This is a genomic window from Dyella jiangningensis, from assembly GCF_003264855.1.
Lineage (GTDB): Bacteria > Pseudomonadota > Gammaproteobacteria > Xanthomonadales > Rhodanobacteraceae > Dyella > Dyella jiangningensis_C.
The window spans coordinates 667518-682492 of record NZ_NFZS01000001.1; the positions used below are offsets into that span (position 1 = coordinate 667518).

Here is a 14975-nt window from a genome sequence, read left to right on the forward strand (position 1 = left end):
TGCCGTCCCTCGTGGCGTCAGCGGGGCGTGAGGCTAGGCTGCCTGGCGCGTAGGCCGAAGCCGTCCCGGGCTACAAATCAAACGCACATCTCAGATTCGTCCTAAAGAAGCTTGCCGGTCATCAGTGAAAAATGGCCGTGTTTCGTGGTAGCGACCGCGAAATGGCGACGTAGCCCGTTCGGGCGGCGAGGGAAGACCCCAACGTTTACGACAGGGAAGTCCGGCAAAGGTCGGGCACGCCCGCTTGGCTCGTCTGCGAATCCACTGCTCCAACTTCTAGTCAAGGATTAATCAGGTTTATGAAGAAGACGCTTATCTCGACCGCCATGGCCGCGGTGCTCGGTTTCGCAGCGCTCAGTCCCATGGTCGCCAGCGCCACCGATGGCACGATCACGTTCAATGGCCAGGTCACTGACACTACGTGCGTGGTCACCGGCGGCGGCATGGCCACCGGCACCGGCAACATCACCGTGACCCTGCCGACCGTCAGCACCTCTGCGCTGCCCAAAGATGGCGTGACCGCCGGTGATACCCCGTTCTCGCTGATCCTGTCCGGCGCCAACTGCACCGATGGCAAGACGGCTGCCCTGTGGGTGGAAACGACCGCGACGCCGGCCCTGGATACAGCCACGAACGCTCTGAGGAACCAGGCTGCCGGCGGCGCGGGCAACGTGGAGGTGCAGATGCTGAATCCGGCCAACAACCAGCAGATCAAGCTGGGCGTGAACGACTACGTCGTGAATGGCCAGACGGTGCTGGCGGCCAACAACCAGCCGGCCGCCACCATCTCCGGCAACACCGCCACGTTGAACTACATCGCACAGTACCTCGCTGTTGGTGGCGCATCGACGGCGGGTGCGGTCACCACCTACCTGACCTATTCGATGCAGTACAACTGATCGTTCTCATCGAGCGTCAGCGGCAAGGCCGGCACGCCGGCCTTGCCGGTCCATCGGACTCATGTCGTCATCCCCATGCTTTGAGAGCAGTGCCATGAAAGTCTTAAGCCGCGCCTTGTGCGCGATGACCGCCATCGCCGCGAGCCTCAGCTCCGCTTATGCCGGTATCACCATCAACGGTACGCGCGTGGTGTATCCCGCCGAGCAGCGCGAGGTATCGCTGAGCATGGTCAATGATGGCAAGGAAGCACGCCTCATCCAGGCCTGGGTGGACAGCGGCGACGCCAGCGAGCGCGCTGAATCCAGCAAGGCACCGTTCCTCATTACGCCGCCGATGGCGCGTGTCGATCCCGGCAAGGGCCAGACGCTGCGCATCATGTTCACCGGTACCAACCATCTGCCGCAGGACCGCGAAACGGTCTTCTGGCTCAATGTGCTCGAAATTCCGCCCAAGCCCAAGGCGGGCAACGACGAGGCGGAAAACTACATGCAGCTGGCCGTGCGTTCGCGCATGAAGCTGTTCTACCGACCCAAGGGCCTGCCGGGAACTTCCGATGCGGCAGCGGACCAGGTCACCTGGCGCATCGCATCGCAGGGCAAGGGTTATGTCGCCGAGTGCGCCAACGACACGCCGTTCAACCTGTCCTTCAGCGATCTTTCGTTCAAGGGCGCCGCGAAGGAGCCGGCCGTCAGCAAAGGCGGCATGTGTCCTGCCAAAGGCAAAGGAAGCTTTCCTGTCACGGGAGCACCCGATCCCAGCGGCAAGCTGGTCGTCACGGTGATCAATGACTACGGCGGCTTCAACCCGCACGAGGTCGACGCGTCGCGCTGATGCCAGCATATGCCCGCCAGTGACCAGGCTGATTCATCGATGGCCACCTGATGCCTTGAAGTCAGCCCGCTAAGACTTCTGTTCCGCTACCACTCTCTCCGATTCCGTCGTGCCGCGCGCATGACCGGACGGGAGCTGTCTGCCCAAAACAAGAGCAGTGATCCCGATGAAAGCGACCCGCACCAAGCATGTTCACGCCGCCAGAGCCCTTGTTCAGGAGCCTCGGGTGACTCGTGTTCGCACGTTGACCCGATACGTCATGCTGGCGCTGGGCATCGCGCCCGCCGCCGTACTCGCGGCGCCTGCCGCCGCACCCGCCGGCCCTGCGCTCGAACCGGCCGCCAGCCCGGCCGTGGTGGAATTCAGCAGCGCTTTCACGGGTTCCAGCCAATCGGTGGACGTGTCGCGTTTCGAAAAGGGCAACCCGGTGCTCCCGGGTAGTTACAACGTCGACATCTTCGTCAACGACGGTCGTGTCGCTCGCAAGAACATCACATTCCGCGCCGTCGACGGCAGCGCGGTAGCGCAACCGTGTTTCGATTACGCCACGCTCGTGCAGATGGGCGTGGATACAAACCGGCTGGATCCTCAGACCGTCAATACACAGAACAGCTGCATCGCCATCGGCGCTGTCAGTGGCGATGCGACGGCGCAGATGGACGTGGGCGAGCTGCGCCTGGACGTCTCCATTCCACAGGAATCGCTGCGTCGCCAGGCGCGTGGCTACGTGAGTCCGGACTTGTGGGACCAGGGCGAGACGGCATTCCTGATGGGCTACAACGTCAACGCCTACTCGCTGAACCAAAGCTACAGCGGGCCGCGTACGTCCGGTGGCGGTACGGCCGTGGGGACGGATGGCACCCAGGTCGACGTGCAGGGCGCGCAGTATTACGCGGCGGGCCCTGGCGGCAACTACGTGCCCAGCGCCACGGGCAGCTACATGCTCGGCAACAACGGCCAGTACGTTCCCGTGCAGCGCGGAACGTACGCGCCAGTACCGCGTGTCGGCTACAGCAGCAACGACGTCAATGCGTACCTCGGCCTCAATCTTGGCTTGAATGTCATGGGCTGGCGCATTCGCAGCCAGGAAACCGCACAGTGGGACCAGCGCACCGGCCGTACCCGGTGGACCAATATCAACACGACGGCCACGCATGACATCACGCGTTGGAAAGCCCAGTTCACGATCGGCGACGGCTACACGCAGGGCGTCGTATTCGACACCACGCCCTTCCGTGGCATCACCATGTATAGCGACGACCGCATGCTGCCCGATTCCCAGCAGGGCTATGCGCCCGTGGTGCGCGGCACGGCCAATACGCAGGCGCGCGTGGAAGTCCGGCAGAACGGCAACCTGCTCTACCAGACGACCGTGGCGCCCGGCCCGTTCGTGATCGACGATCTTTATGCCACCGGTTACGGCGGTGACCTGACGGTGAACGTGTTCGAGGCCGACGGCAGCGTGCACAGCTTTCTCGTACCGTATTCGGCCGTCCCGATGTTGTTGCGCCCTGGCGTTGGCCGCTGGTCCATCACCGACGGACAGGTGCACAACACGGCATTGCGCAACGACAAGCCTTATTTCGTCGAAGGCACCTATCAGCGCGGCATCAACAATTGGTTGACGCTCTACGGCGGCGTTCAATCCACGTATCGCGATCTGTATCACGCCTACCTGGGCGGCGCGGCCGTCAACACGCCCGTCGGCGCGTTCGCGCTGGACGTCACCCGTTCGCGCACATCATTCCAGGGCGCCGATTCATTGTCCGGCTATAGCACGCGTGTGTCCTATTCCAAGGTGATCCCGTCCTCGGGCACCACCTTCGCGCTGGCGTCTTATCGCTACTCCAACGGCAACTTCCTGTCGCTGTCCGACGCGGTGGTCACGCAGGACCTGATGACCTCGATGCACACCAGCAGCCTGACTACCGTGAATCTGATGCGCTCCCGTCAACGGCTCAACGTGACGGTGAACCAGAACTTCGGGGGCAGGGCCGGCCAGCTGTATTTCAGCGGATCGCGTAATACCTACTGGCAAGGCATGCCGAGCGCCACGACGTACCAGCTCGGTTACAGCAACACCTACCGCCGCGTGAATTTCGGCATTACTGCCAGTCGCAGCTATACGGCCGGGCCGATGTACAACGGCGCCCATTATGACAACCAGTTCGGTCTCAATGTGTCCATCCCGCTGGGCGGGCCCTCTTCGCGCAATACGCCGATGCTTCAGTTCTCGGCCATGCACGATGACGTCATGGGCGACAGCGACCGCGCTGGAATCAACGGCACGTTCGGCAAGGAAAGCCAGTTCAACTATGGTGCGTACGCCTCCTACAACGACTACAGCAACAGCCGTGCGCAGACCACCGCCAGCGGCAACCTGGGCTGGCAGGCACCATACGCCAACCTCAACGGCAGCTACTCGTACTCCGACCACTACCAGCAGGCGTCGGTAAGCGCGGCAGGTGGCCTCGTGGTCCATCGCGGTGGCATCACCCTGGCGCCGCAGCTGGATCCCAACAGCGCGATCGGCATCGTGGAAGCACCCGACGCCAAGGGAGCGCGGGTTTCCAGCAGTGGTCAGGCGACCGTAGACGGCCGCGGCTACGCCGTGGCCAGCAACCTGATGCCGTACCGCATGAATGACGTCACGCTGGACCCGTCTGGCACGTCCAGCGACGTCGAACTGCAGACCACGCGCTTGCAGACCGCACCACGCGCGGGCGCGGTGATCCCGCTCAAGTTCGACACGGTCAGCGGACGAGCCGTGCTGATCCACGCGACACAGGCAGACGGCAAAGTCATCCCGTTCGGCGCCGAGGTGCTCGACGCCGACGGCCAAAGCGTCGGCACGATGGGGCAGGGCGGTCAGCTGTTCGTTCGCGGTGCGGAAGATGGTGGCGTGCTGGCAGTGCGCTGGGGTAGCGGCGCCGACGAGCAATGCCACATCCAATACGTGCTGCCTGCACGCACCAACGGCAGCGAAGCCATGGCCACGACGGATGCGGTCTGCCGCTAGCAACCAATCGAGCGCATCAGCTCAGGTGCGCGAGAGGAGAATCAAATGAACCTTCATCTATTCAACAGGCCTCGCCGGTCCTTCCAAGATTGTTGGGCCGCGATCGCAGGTGCGCGGCGCGGCGGTAACGTTCCGCGGGAGAGCCGGGCGAAACCCTCCCTGAAACTATTCTGCGTACGGCTGGTGGCCGTGCTGCTGCTTGGGCTGGGATTCCATGGCACATCGCATGCGACGCAGTTGTGCGCGGCGACGACAGGCTTGCCCGGTCCGTTCGCTTTCACCCCTACCGTGGCGGTGTCGAGTTCGTTGCAGCCGGGCGACACCATCCCCGGCACGTCCCGGCCGTTCACCATCGCGGGCATGTGCACGCTGGGGAAAGGCACGCCCAGCACGATCCAGGTCGGAAGCAATATCGTGGCGTGCACGCTCGATTCGGGCTCAACAGAGATATCGCCAGGCATCTACACGACTACGGTGAGTGGTGTCGGCATGCGCTTGCGCGACGGTGCGGGCAACCCCGTGCAGCATGGAAGTGGCCAGAACTGCTACTCGGTGATAGCGCAGATAGGCGCAGGCGGCTCGTTTAGTTTTTCCGGAACATACGAGCTGGTGCGCATTGCCGGGACAATCCCCAACGGCGCAAGTCTTTCGGGTGGGCCAACTGGCGCGGGCGCGTGGGCATTCGGCGTGTACAACACCAACGTCGTGCTCAACGCCGACAACGGCAATATCTATTCGGGCAGCAGTTCGATTTACCCGATAGGGAACATCACGCTCAAGAACATCGCATGCAATGTGACGGCACCGTCGGTCGTGCGGCTGCCAAGCGTTTCCACGCGCAGTCTGGCCGGTGGCGGGGCGGGCTCCACCCTTTTCCAGATCGGCTTGAATTGCGATAGCAATACCGTGGTCGGCATTACCGTGGATGCCGCACCGGGAATCAACATGATCGATGCCAGCAATGGAATCTTGGACCTGCAGGCTGGCACGGGCGGCGCGACCGGCATCGGTGTGCAGGTGCTCGACCAGAATCAGCGTCCGCTGGCGATGAAGGTACGCAACGACTTTGGCTCCATCAGCGCCAATGTCACGTTCGATCATTCCTACTACGTCCGCTACATCCGCACGGTCGGGGCGCTCAACGCTGGCAGCGTGAGCAGCGCGATGACCTTTACGATGGACTATCAGTGACCTAGGTGCGGTCGGTTTCCGTCTGTCTGGCGAGCGCTTTCATCGATGATCGAAAGCGCATCGCCGACAAGTCCGCAAAACGCGGTACTGCGTATCACGTGCGGTAGAGCAGATCCCACACGCCGTGGCCGAGCTTGAGTCCGCGGCGTTCGAAATGGGTTTCGATGCGCCAGTCGGGTTTCTCTGCGTACTGGCCGGGAGCAATGGCGTTGCGCCATGCCGGCGCCGCTTCCATCACTTCGAGCATGTGTTCGGCGTAGGGCTGCCAATCGGTGGCCAGGTGCAGCAGGCCATGGGGCGCCATGCGCGAGGCGAGCTGGGCAACGAACTCCGGCTGGATGATGCGTCGCTTGTTATGGCGCTTCTTGTGCCAGGGATCGGGGAACCAGATGCGCGCTTCGGCCAGCGTGCCTTCGGGAATCTCGTGTTCGAGTACTTCCACGGCGTCGTGCTTGTAGAGGCGAACGTTCTTCGCATCGCGGGCCGCCAGCGCGTTCATCAGGCGACCCACGCCGGGACCGTGCACTTCCACGCCGATGAAGTTGCGATCGAGATCGTGCTCGCTCGCCCACGCCAGCGCTTCGCCATTGCCGAAGCCGATCTCCAGCACCAGTGGCGCCGTGCGGCCGAATCGCGCAGCGAAGTCCTGCGGGGCTGCCGAATAGTCGATACCGAAGCGTGCCCAATGGTCATCGAAAGCGCGCTGCTGCGCCGGCGTCATGCGGCCCTCTCGCAGTACGAAGCTGCGGATGCGGCGCATGTATTCGGGCTTGCTGGCGTCGTCGTGGTCGTGGGTCATGGGGGAGTCCGGAAACAAACGAATGCCACCCCGCAGGCGGGGTGGCGGGCCTTTGCGTTGTGGCTTCGCGGTGCACCCAGGCGGGCGCACCGCGAAGAACTTGCTCAGCCGATGGTGCCGTCGATCGGGCTCGAGGCGGAAGCAAAGCGCTTGCGCGGGATGCGGCCGGCCTTGAAGGCCGCGCGTCCGGCCTGGATCGCCAGCTTCATGGCGTGCGCCATCAGCACCGGGTCCTGGGCGCCGGCAATCGCCGTATTCATCAGCACGCCGTCGCAGCCCAGTTCCATCGCGATGGCGGCATCGGAGGCCGTGCCTACGCCGGCGTCGACGATGATCGGCACCTTGGCGTTCTCGATGATCTCGAGCAGGTTGTAGCGGTTCTGGATGCCCAGGCCCGAGCCGATCGGCGCGGCCAGCGGCATCACGGCGACGCAGCCGATCTCTTCCAGGCGCTTGGCGAGGATCGGATCGTCGCTGGTATAGACCATGACGTCGAAACCGTCGGCGACCAGCGTCTCGGCAGCCTTGAGGGTTTCCACCACGTCGGGGAACAGGGTGCGCTGGTCGCCCAGCACTTCCAGCTTTACCAGCTTGTGACCATCCAGCAGTTCGCGGGCCAGCTTGCAGGTGCGCACCGCGTCGACCGCGTTGTAGCAGCCGGCGGTATTGGGGAGGAGGGTGAATTCCTCGGGCGGAAGCGCATCGAGCAGATTCGGCTGGCCGGCGTCCTGGCCGACATTGACGCGGCGGATCGCCACCGTGACGATCTCGGCGCCGGCAGCCTGGGAGGCACGACGGGTTTCGTCGAAGTCTTTGTACTTGCCGGTACCGGTGAGCAGGCGCGAGCCATAGCTCTTGCCGGCAATGATGAGCGGATCGGCGGAATCGAACGTCTTGATGTTCATCGTGTGTCTTCAGGCTGCGCGCGGCGCCCACGGGCGCCGCAAGTGGCGGATTGCGGCGATCAACCGCCGCCGATGGCGTGGACGATCTCGACCTGGTCGCCTTCCGCGAGCACGTAGCTGGTGTGCTGGCTGCGCGGGACGATCTGGTGGTTCACTTCCACGGCGACGCGACGGCTGCCGTAACCGGCTTCCTGCAGCAACTGGGCGACGGTCGTGGCGGGGGCGCAGTCACGCGGACTGCCATTGAGCGTGATGTACATCCGTGCATTGTAGCGCCTGCGACCGGGGATGCCCGAATCGCACGAAAAAGCCCGGCATAACCGGGCTCTTTCGTGCTAACGACAGCGAGTCGGCGCGTCAGTTGTGTTGGTCGTCCTTCTTCGGCGGGCGGCGGTCCTCATGGCCGCCCGAGGGGTGCTGCTGCGGCTGGCTGTTCTGGGCCGGTCGCGCCTGCTGCGGTGGCGGGTTGGGGCGTGGTGGCTCGTATCCGCGAGGCGGTTGATAGCTTCGCTGCTGTGGCGCCTCACGCGGCTGCGGCATCTCCCGGGGCGCCTGCATTTCCCGCGGCGGCGACATTTCCCGAGGCGCCTGCATTTCACGCGGCTGCGGCACCTCGCGTGGCGCCTGCACTTCGCGTGGCTGCTGGACGAAACGTGGCTGCTGGGGCTCGGGCCGGGGCGCTGCGTTCTCGCGCTGGAAGCGCTGGGCGTTGTCCTGGTTTGGCGCCGGGCGGGCGTTGTCCTGGGGCGTCGGCTGCACGCGCTCGAAACGTGGCGTATTGGGCAGCGTGCCGGGTTGCGGCTGGGCACGCGCCGCACGATCGGCGTCCGCGTTGGGGATGTAGCTCACGCCCGGACGAGGCTGGTTATTCGGAGAGGCACGTTCGTTTGGCGGAACGCGACCCTCGCCCCCCTGCGGACGGGCAAACCGCGCCGACGGCAGCTCGCCCGGCCGCATGGCGGGGGATTCGTTGGGCGCAGCTTGACGACGCACGTCGGGTGCGGTGGCTGCGCGGGTGTCCTCGGGTTGCGGACGATTGAAGCGGGCGGCGGGCGGCTCATTGTTCGGCGTGCCCGGTCGGTTCATACCGGGGGCCGGGGCGGCGTTGTTGCGATTGGCCGAGAAGGCGCGCTCTTCGGGCGAGTTCGAGTTGCGGCCTGGTGCGCCCGGGCGATTGGCGTTGGAAGGCCCATTGAGCATGCGCACGTTGGTGGGAGTCGGCACATTGCGGCTTGCGGCCGCATTGGACGGACCGGGGCCACGCCCCGCGAACGGCATGGCGGGCGCGTTGCGGGCGACCACCTCGCGGTTGAAGCCGCCGGTCGGCAGGTTCCGGCCGTTGCCATTGCGCGGCGGCACGAAGCTCGCGCGACCCGGCTGCACGTCGACACCTCGCGCCATCACCGGTGCATTGGCGACGTGGCGTGGGTCCACCGACATCATGTGGCGTTCGGCGTTGCGTGCCGAGGCGAAATCCTGGCGGGACATCGCCGTGAAGGCGCGTGGTGCTCCGCGGTTGAAGTACCGCTCGTTAGGCGCCGGCCGGCCTTCGCGGAAGTAGTTGTAATGGTTGTTGATGTTGTTGATCACCACCTGGCGGTTGTTGCGCACGTAGATGTTGGTGATGTTGACGTTGGTGTAGTAACCGCGACTGGCGCGGTACCACGGGTTGTAGATTTCGCCCGGACCCAACGGGAACCAACCCACCGGCGCGGCGCCGATACCTACCGACACACCGAAGCCGGCGCCACCCACGAAAGCGACGAGGGCGGGCGCATAGACCGGCCGCACCGATACCGGGCCCGGCACCCAGCACCACCGGCTGCGCACGTAGGCCCAGCGACCGTAGTGGTACGGCGCGAAACCCCACGGAGAATCGTCCACCCAGGTCCAGCCCCAGGGGCCGACGTAAGCCCAGTGGCCGTCGCGGTACGGTGCCCAGTCGGCAGCGACGTTGCTCGGATACCAGACCTGGCCGTAGTCCGGATCGGACTGCCAGTTGCCGTATTGATCGAGGTCCTGGTAACCCACGACTTCGTTGGAAACGTAGCGCACCGTGTCGGAGGCAGCGGCATAGCGGCGATCGCGGCTGTTGCACCACGCGTCAAAGTCGTCGCCGCCGTCGCTATCGCTGATCGTCACGTTGTTTAGCGCGGAATCGCCGAACTCGTAGGTGCGTCCGCCCACCAGGGTGCGCTGGGCGCCGCCTTCGCCGTAGACCACCGCGCGACCATCGACGTCGGTGATGCGCGTGGATTTGCCGTCGTCGCTGATATCCACCCGATAGGTGCCCGGCTGGTCCACCACCAGCGCTACCGTGGGCGTGTCGATCTCGTAACTCTGTCCTTCGGCCAGTCCGCGTACGGAAAGGTTCAGCGTGCCCTGGGTGAGTTCCACCTGGCTCAGCTGGTCGTTGAGGGTGAGGAAGCCGAAGTCGGTGTCGTCGGCGATACGCAACGTACCGCCGCCCAGCTCGAGCTCGGCGCGACCGGCCTGGCCGGTGGACAGGCGATCGCCCGTGGTCAGCGGGCGGTTGACGCTGGCGTCGCCCCAATCCTTCTCGCCGGCTGGGAGCAGGCTCACGTCACCGGTTCGATAGGACAGGCGGGCGACGCGGGACGGCGGATCGCCGGCGCCGCCATCGTCGGGCGGCGCCTGGGTCTGCGCCTGGGCCAGACAGCTGACGCAGGCCAGCAGGGCCACGGCGATCCATCGCCAGTTTCGCGTCGGTGCGAGCAAGGTGGAAAACGCACGCATGGAATTCTCCGGAACATGGCGCGCTGCCTGCGCGCCGGCAGGTGTCGTAGTCCGTAAAACGCATGAGCATGGCCGGGCGTCGACGTACGCATTATGCGGACCGCCGGTCCGGCGCTAGCAAGGACTGGCGGGAGTCCGGGCCATCGACGATTCAGCGGGCCGCCATGTCCGGTTCATGCGGTGTTGAACTGCATGGACAGTTCCAAAATTCCGCAGTGCCGGGTTACCATCGCCCGACGATGCGGGTGTAGCTCAATGGTAGAGCTGTAGCTTCCCAAGCTACGACGAGGGTTCGATTCCCTTCACCCGCTCCAACTCGACCCCACCGAGCTCCCTTACACGTAACCCTGCGGCGTGCGCTGATAATGGCGGATGTGATCACCCTCGGCTGGCGGGAGCGTTTGGCGTTGCCGACACTCGGCATCGGTCTGCTCAAAGCCAAGCTCGACACCGGGGCGCGCAGCAGTTCGCTGCATGTGGATGCATTGGAGAGTTTCGATCGCGACGGCGACACCTGGCTGCGGTTTGCGGTGAACGTGGGCGGCCGCCACCGCGTCGCCATCGCCTGCGAAACCCCGGCACTCGACCGCCGCGCCGTGACGGACACGGGAGGGCGGCGGACCCTGCGCTGGTTCATCCGTACCGATGTGCTGCTGGCGGGCAGGCGTTTCGCGGTCGACATCAATTTGACTGATCGCCGCCATATGCTGTTTCCCATGCTGCTGGGACGCACTGCGCTGGAAGGGCGCTTTGCGGTCGACCCCGCTCTTTCCTATACACAGCCGCGACCGGTGCTGGTCGACCCCATGGGTGTTTCATGAAGATCGCCATCCTGTCGCGGAACGCCCGCCTGTATTCCACCCAGCGCCTGGTCGACGTCGCGCGCGAGCGCGGGCATGTGGTGCGCGTGCTCGATCCGCTGCGCTGCTACGTGCGCATCGCGCCCGGCAACATGTCGATTCGCTACAAGGGCAAGGCCCTGCGCGGTATCGATGCCGTCATCCCGCGCATCGGCGTGACCAGCACGTTCTATGGCACGGCCGTGTTGCGCCAGCTGGAAATGATGGGCGTCTACACACCCAATTCATCGGATGCCGTGCTGCGTGCACGCGACAAACTGCGTTGCCTGCAGATTCTCGCTGCCAAGGGCCTGGATATGCCTGCCACGGTGTTTGGCGACAATCCGGATGACACCGCCGACGTGCTTGCGACGCTCGGTGAGCCGCCCCATGTGATCAAACTCAACGAGGGCAGCCAGGGCACCGGCGTCGTGCTGGCGGAAAAACGCAGCGCCTCGCAAAGCGTGATCGAAGCCTTCCGCGGCCTCTATGCCAATTTCCTCGTGCAGGAATTCATTGCCGAAGCCAAGGGGAGCGACCTGCGCTGCTTCGTGGTCGGCAAGAAGGTCGTCGCCGCGATGCAGCGCGAGGCCAGCCCGGGCGAATTCCGGGCGAATCTGCATCGGGGCGGCTCGGCCAGCGTGGCAGTGCTGAGCGCGGAGGAGCGTCGCATCGCCGTTCAGGCAGCTTCGGCACTTGGCCTGGGGGTCGCGGGCGTGGATATTCTCCGTTCCAACCGTGGCCCGCTGTTGCTTGAGGTGAATGCTTCGCCAGGCCTGGAAGGCATCGAGACGGTCACGGGCGTGGATGTGTCCGCTGAGATCGTCAAATTGCTGGAACAGAACGTCGGTCGTGCTCGCTGAACAGGCTTGCGGACTACGACATCCGTAGTACGAACATCTTCGTTGACAGCCGCCTGACAGCCTGATTAGGATGGTTGCGGACGATACTGCGTGTTATCCCATGTCGGGATACGGCATGGTCGCGGAGGGGAGAAGTATGAAGTTCAAGATCTGGATGCTCGGCCTGGGAATGTGCCTGGCGGCCGGTTCTGCGTTTGCCAGCAAGGACGAAGTGGTCGTCAAGGCGCAGGACAAGGAAGACTTCACCGCGCAGACGGCTGCGGTGCACAAACTGATGGAGCCGGGTGGTCGCTACGAATTCGTGACCACGGAAGAGCGTACTGCCATCGATTCGCACTTCAGCGACATGCAGGCGGCGTTCGACAAGTACGACACCACGGACAAGATGGATCAGAACACCAAGCTCAAGTTGGTGAATGATCAGGAGGCCATCAATGCCATCCTGACCAAGCGCGACGGCAACAAGGTGATCTGCGAACGCGCCGCACCGACCGGCTCGTTGCTGCCCAAGTCGACCTGCCGTACCTATGGTGAGATCGAGCGCAGCCGCCGCGACAGCCAGAAGTTCATGCAGGACACCGCGACGCACGCCGTGCAGAACCGCAACGGCGGTTGATGTTGAATAAGGCCCCGGTATGCGCCGGGGCCTGATGCCTTGACTAGGCGCTGGGGGAGGCACATGAAAGCATCCAAGCCAGACGCGCCCAAGCCCACGGTGGCTGAGCTTGAGATACTGCGCGTGCTGTGGCGGCTGGGGCCGTGCACGGTGCGCGAAGTGCACGAAGCCTTGGGCGAGGGCGGTGGTTATACGACGGCCTTGAAGTTGCTTCAGGTCATGCATGGCAAGGGACTGGTGGAACGCGACGATGCGGCGCGCGCCCATGTCTATCGTCCTGCGGTCAGCAAGGAAAGGACGCAGAAGCGCTTCCTGTACGACATCGTCAATCGCGTTTTCGACGGGTCGTCGTCCCAGCTGGTGTTGCATGCCCTGGGCACGCAGCGCGCCACGCGCGAGGAATTGCGCGCGATCCGCGATCTCCTGAACAAACTCGATCAGGAGACGCCATGATGGCCTCCTCGCATATTTTCCTGGAAACCCTGCAGCTGCTGGGTGTGACGCTTCTGCATTTCCTGTGGCAGGGCCTGCTGGTTGGCGTGGCGTATGCCGCCCTGCGCGCGGCGCTGCCCAGGGGCGCGGCACGCTACCGGCTGGGCGTGGCAACCATGGCCGTGCTCGCTGCATGTCCCGCGCTGACCATGGCGTGGCTGCTGCGGCAGCCCGAAGCGCTGCCTTCGCAGCATGTGATGCTCGATCCGGTCGTGATCGCGGCGGGCAGCCTGGGCGAATCGCCGGCATCCATCCTCGATCACGTCACCGGGCGATTCGGCATCACGCCTTGGCTTGCCGTGCTCTGGCTGGCCGGTGTGCTCGTCCTGTCGGTGCGCGTGTGGCGCCAATGGCGTGGGCTCAAGGGACTGGTGGCTTCGGGGCTCGAAGACGAAGGCCCGATGGTGCGGATGCTGTTGCGGCTTACCGAGCGCTTCGGCATGCGCCGTCGCATCTCGCTCGTGTGGAGCAGCGTGGTCGATACACCGCTGCTGGTGGGCTGGTTCCGGCCTGTCATCGTGCTGCCGCTGGCCATGGCGACCGGTTTTCCGCGCGCTCAGCTGGAGCTGGTCCTCGCCCATGAACTCGCGCACCTGAAACGCCTGGATCCACTGGTGAATTTCTTCCAGGTCGTGCTGGAAACGCTGTTCTTCTTCCATCCCGTCGTGCATTGGATCTCCACCGACGTGCGCAACGAGCGCGAAATCTGCTGCGATCAGATGGCGCTCTCCGTTCATGGCGGCAACTGGCGTGATCTGGCGAGGGCGCTCTCGGCGCTTGGCAGCATGCGGGAGGCGGCGCCCATGATGCTTGCGGCCAGCGGCGGCGTGTTGCTGGACCGCGTCCACCAGATGGCTTCCGACCATGGCGCCATGGCGGCGCCACCCTCGCGGCCCTATTCGGGAGCGTTGCTGGCGGTGGGCATGGTCGCCACGCTGGTGCTTGGCTTGGCGCTCAAGCGTGAAGGCGTGCCCGACCTGCTCGGGCCGGTGCCGCGTGCGGCGTCGCTCATCGTGCTGCCGCTGGCGCAGTCGCTGCAGCAGGCCTGGCACCCCGCCAATCTCAGGCCGACCAGCGCGCTGTTGCAGCGCCCGGTGGCGATGGATGCGGAATCTCCGGACGAATCGCTGGCGCCCGTCGGCTTCCCTGGCGCAGCGCCGGAGATGGCAGCTCCTGGTGCCTTGTCGCTGGCGGTTGCCAACCTCGCGCCGCATCGGGCAGCAGTGATACCCGTACATATCCAGGCGACGGAAGTCAGTTCACCGGCCCTCACGCCGCTACGGATGCGCAAGCCGATCTATCCTGCAGGCGCGCTGGAGAAGGGTATCGAAGGCAAGGTCGTCATCGAGTTCAGTCTCGCGAGTGACGGCTCCGTGCAGGACATGCGAGTGGTCAACGCCGATCCTGCGGGCGTCTTCGAGCAGGCGGCGCTGGTGGCCATGCGCGGATGGGTGTATTCGGTGCCGCCCGGCCATCTGCTCTCCGAACGCTATCGCCAAGTGATGGCCTTCAGCCTGGATGGTGGTGCAAGTAGCGCCAACAGCCGGGAAATCCAGGCGCGCGTCGGTTGCCAGGTGGTCACCGGTACGCACATCTGCCGTTGGCCGGAAGAAACCGGACGCCAGGGGGCGATCGAAGGTTCGTCTAACTGAGCGAGCAGCAGTGCGTGAGCGTCGCGTGACGACGCATTGCATAACTGCCGTCTGAAGGTTAACGAGTGGGTGAGGACCGATTAACCGCACCGTAACTCTGCGACCCCTATA

13 protein-coding genes and 1 tRNA gene are annotated in these 14975 nt (G+C 64.7%); 10 read left to right on the forward strand and 4 right to left on the reverse strand.

Annotated elements, in window-relative coordinates; translation table 11 throughout:
• Positions 1 to 299 precede the first annotated feature (299 nt).
• The 4 genes from CA260_RS02920 to CA260_RS02935 all read left to right on the forward strand — a co-directional run bounded on the left by CA260_RS02920 (position 300) and on the right by CA260_RS02935 (position 5941).
• On the forward strand, positions 300 to 899 hold the full coding sequence (locus CA260_RS02920; protein ID WP_111980941.1) for a fimbrial protein: 600 nt from the start codon (positions 300 to 302) through the stop codon (positions 897 to 899).
• A gap of 94 nt (positions 900 to 993) precedes the next feature.
• Positions 994 to 1731, forward strand: a complete 738-nt coding sequence (locus CA260_RS02925) for a fimbrial biogenesis chaperone (RefSeq protein WP_238149590.1) — start codon at positions 994 to 996, stop codon at positions 1729 to 1731.
• Positions 1732 to 1957: 226 nt separating this feature from the next.
• Positions 1958 to 4750, forward strand: coding sequence for a fimbria/pilus outer membrane usher protein (locus CA260_RS02930; RefSeq protein WP_238149591.1), 2793 nt, complete (start codon positions 1958 to 1960; stop codon positions 4748 to 4750).
• Between the two features lie 45 nt (positions 4751 to 4795).
• Positions 4796 to 5941: a fimbrial protein gene (locus CA260_RS02935; RefSeq protein ID WP_111980944.1), complete on the forward strand. Its 1146-nt coding sequence runs from the start codon at positions 4796 to 4798 to the stop codon at positions 5939 to 5941.
• Positions 5942 to 6035: 94 nt separating this feature from the next.
• On the opposite strand, the gene trmB is transcribed toward CA260_RS02935, so the two are convergent.
• From trmB to CA260_RS02955, 4 genes are all read right to left on the reverse strand, one after another.
• Entirely contained in the window at positions 6036 to 6740 is a 705-nt protein-coding gene (gene trmB / locus CA260_RS02940) for a tRNA (guanosine(46)-N7)-methyltransferase TrmB (protein WP_111980945.1), read from the reverse strand.
• Positions 6741 to 6844: 104 nt separating this feature from the next.
• Positions 6845 to 7645 (reverse strand): thiazole synthase, encoded by an 801-nt coding sequence (locus CA260_RS02945; protein WP_111980946.1) that lies wholly within the window; start codon positions 7643 to 7645, stop codon positions 6845 to 6847.
• 59 nt (positions 7646 to 7704) lie between these two features.
• Positions 7705 to 7905, reverse strand: a complete 201-nt coding sequence (gene thiS, locus CA260_RS02950) for a sulfur carrier protein ThiS (RefSeq protein ID WP_111980947.1) — start codon at positions 7903 to 7905, stop codon at positions 7705 to 7707.
• Positions 7906 to 8002: 97 nt separating this feature from the next.
• Complete coding sequence (locus tag CA260_RS02955) at positions 8003 to 10402, reverse strand: DUF6600 domain-containing protein (protein WP_111980948.1); 2400 nt, start codon at positions 10400 to 10402, stop codon at positions 8003 to 8005.
• 241 nt (positions 10403 to 10643) lie between these two features.
• Between CA260_RS02955 and CA260_RS02960 the strand changes: the two genes are divergently transcribed.
• The 6 genes from CA260_RS02960 (at position 10644) to CA260_RS02985 (ending at position 14864) form a co-directional block, all read left to right on the forward strand.
• Positions 10644 to 10716, forward strand: a tRNA-Gly gene (locus CA260_RS02960).
• Between the two features lie 51 nt (positions 10717 to 10767).
• Positions 10768 to 11223 carry an ATP-dependent zinc protease family protein gene (locus tag CA260_RS02965; protein ID WP_111980949.1) on the forward strand — a complete coding sequence of 152 codons (456 nt, stop codon included), beginning with the start codon at positions 10768 to 10770 and terminating at the stop codon, positions 11221 to 11223.
• On the forward strand, positions 11220 to 12104 hold the full coding sequence (gene rimK / locus CA260_RS02970) for a 30S ribosomal protein S6--L-glutamate ligase (protein ID WP_111980950.1): 885 nt from the start codon (positions 11220 to 11222) through the stop codon (positions 12102 to 12104). The genes CA260_RS02965 and rimK overlap by 4 nt, the downstream gene beginning before the upstream one ends.
• Positions 12105 to 12240: 136 nt before the next feature.
• Positions 12241 to 12720 carry a hypothetical protein gene (locus tag CA260_RS02975; protein ID WP_111980951.1) on the forward strand — a complete coding sequence of 160 codons (480 nt, stop codon included), beginning with the start codon at positions 12241 to 12243 and terminating at the stop codon, positions 12718 to 12720.
• A 63-nt stretch (positions 12721 to 12783) separates the two neighbouring features.
• Positions 12784 to 13173, forward strand: coding sequence for a BlaI/MecI/CopY family transcriptional regulator (locus tag CA260_RS02980; protein WP_111980952.1), 390 nt, complete (start codon positions 12784 to 12786; stop codon positions 13171 to 13173).
• On the forward strand, positions 13170 to 14864 hold the full coding sequence (locus CA260_RS02985) for a M56 family metallopeptidase (protein WP_111980953.1): 1695 nt from the start codon (positions 13170 to 13172) through the stop codon (positions 14862 to 14864). The genes CA260_RS02980 and CA260_RS02985 overlap by 4 nt, the downstream gene beginning before the upstream one ends.
• The last annotated feature ends 111 nt before the right edge of the window (positions 14865 to 14975 follow it).

What these genes read in the sequence shown, in the direction of transcription:
- trmB (WP_111980945.1), bottom strand. Translation starts at nt 6,740, where the DNA reads ATGACCCACGACCACGACGACGCCAGCAAGCCCGAATACATGCGCCGC.
- CA260_RS02985 (WP_111980953.1), top strand. Translation starts at nt 13,170, where the DNA reads ATGATGGCCTCCTCGCATATTTTCCTGGAAACCCTGCAGCTGCTGGGT.
- CA260_RS02935 (WP_111980944.1), top strand. Translation starts at nt 4,796, where the DNA reads ATGAACCTTCATCTATTCAACAGGCCTCGCCGGTCCTTCCAAGATTGT.
- CA260_RS02925 (WP_238149590.1), top strand. Translation starts at nt 994, where the DNA reads ATGAAAGTCTTAAGCCGCGCCTTGTGCGCGATGACCGCCATCGCCGCG.
- rimK (WP_111980950.1), top strand. Translation starts at nt 11,220, where the DNA reads ATGAAGATCGCCATCCTGTCGCGGAACGCCCGCCTGTATTCCACCCAG.
- CA260_RS02975 (WP_111980951.1), top strand. Translation starts at nt 12,241, where the DNA reads ATGAAGTTCAAGATCTGGATGCTCGGCCTGGGAATGTGCCTGGCGGCC.
- CA260_RS02965 (WP_111980949.1), top strand. Translation starts at nt 10,768, where the DNA reads ATGGCGGATGTGATCACCCTCGGCTGGCGGGAGCGTTTGGCGTTGCCG.
- CA260_RS02980 (WP_111980952.1), top strand. Translation starts at nt 12,784, where the DNA reads ATGAAAGCATCCAAGCCAGACGCGCCCAAGCCCACGGTGGCTGAGCTT.
- CA260_RS02945 (WP_111980946.1), bottom strand. Translation starts at nt 7,645, where the DNA reads ATGAACATCAAGACGTTCGATTCCGCCGATCCGCTCATCATTGCCGGC.
- CA260_RS02920 (WP_111980941.1), top strand. Translation starts at nt 300, where the DNA reads ATGAAGAAGACGCTTATCTCGACCGCCATGGCCGCGGTGCTCGGTTTC.
- thiS (WP_111980947.1), bottom strand. Translation starts at nt 7,905, where the DNA reads ATGTACATCACGCTCAATGGCAGTCCGCGTGACTGCGCCCCCGCCACG.
- CA260_RS02955 (WP_111980948.1), bottom strand. Translation starts at nt 10,402, where the DNA reads ATGCGTGCGTTTTCCACCTTGCTCGCACCGACGCGAAACTGGCGATGG.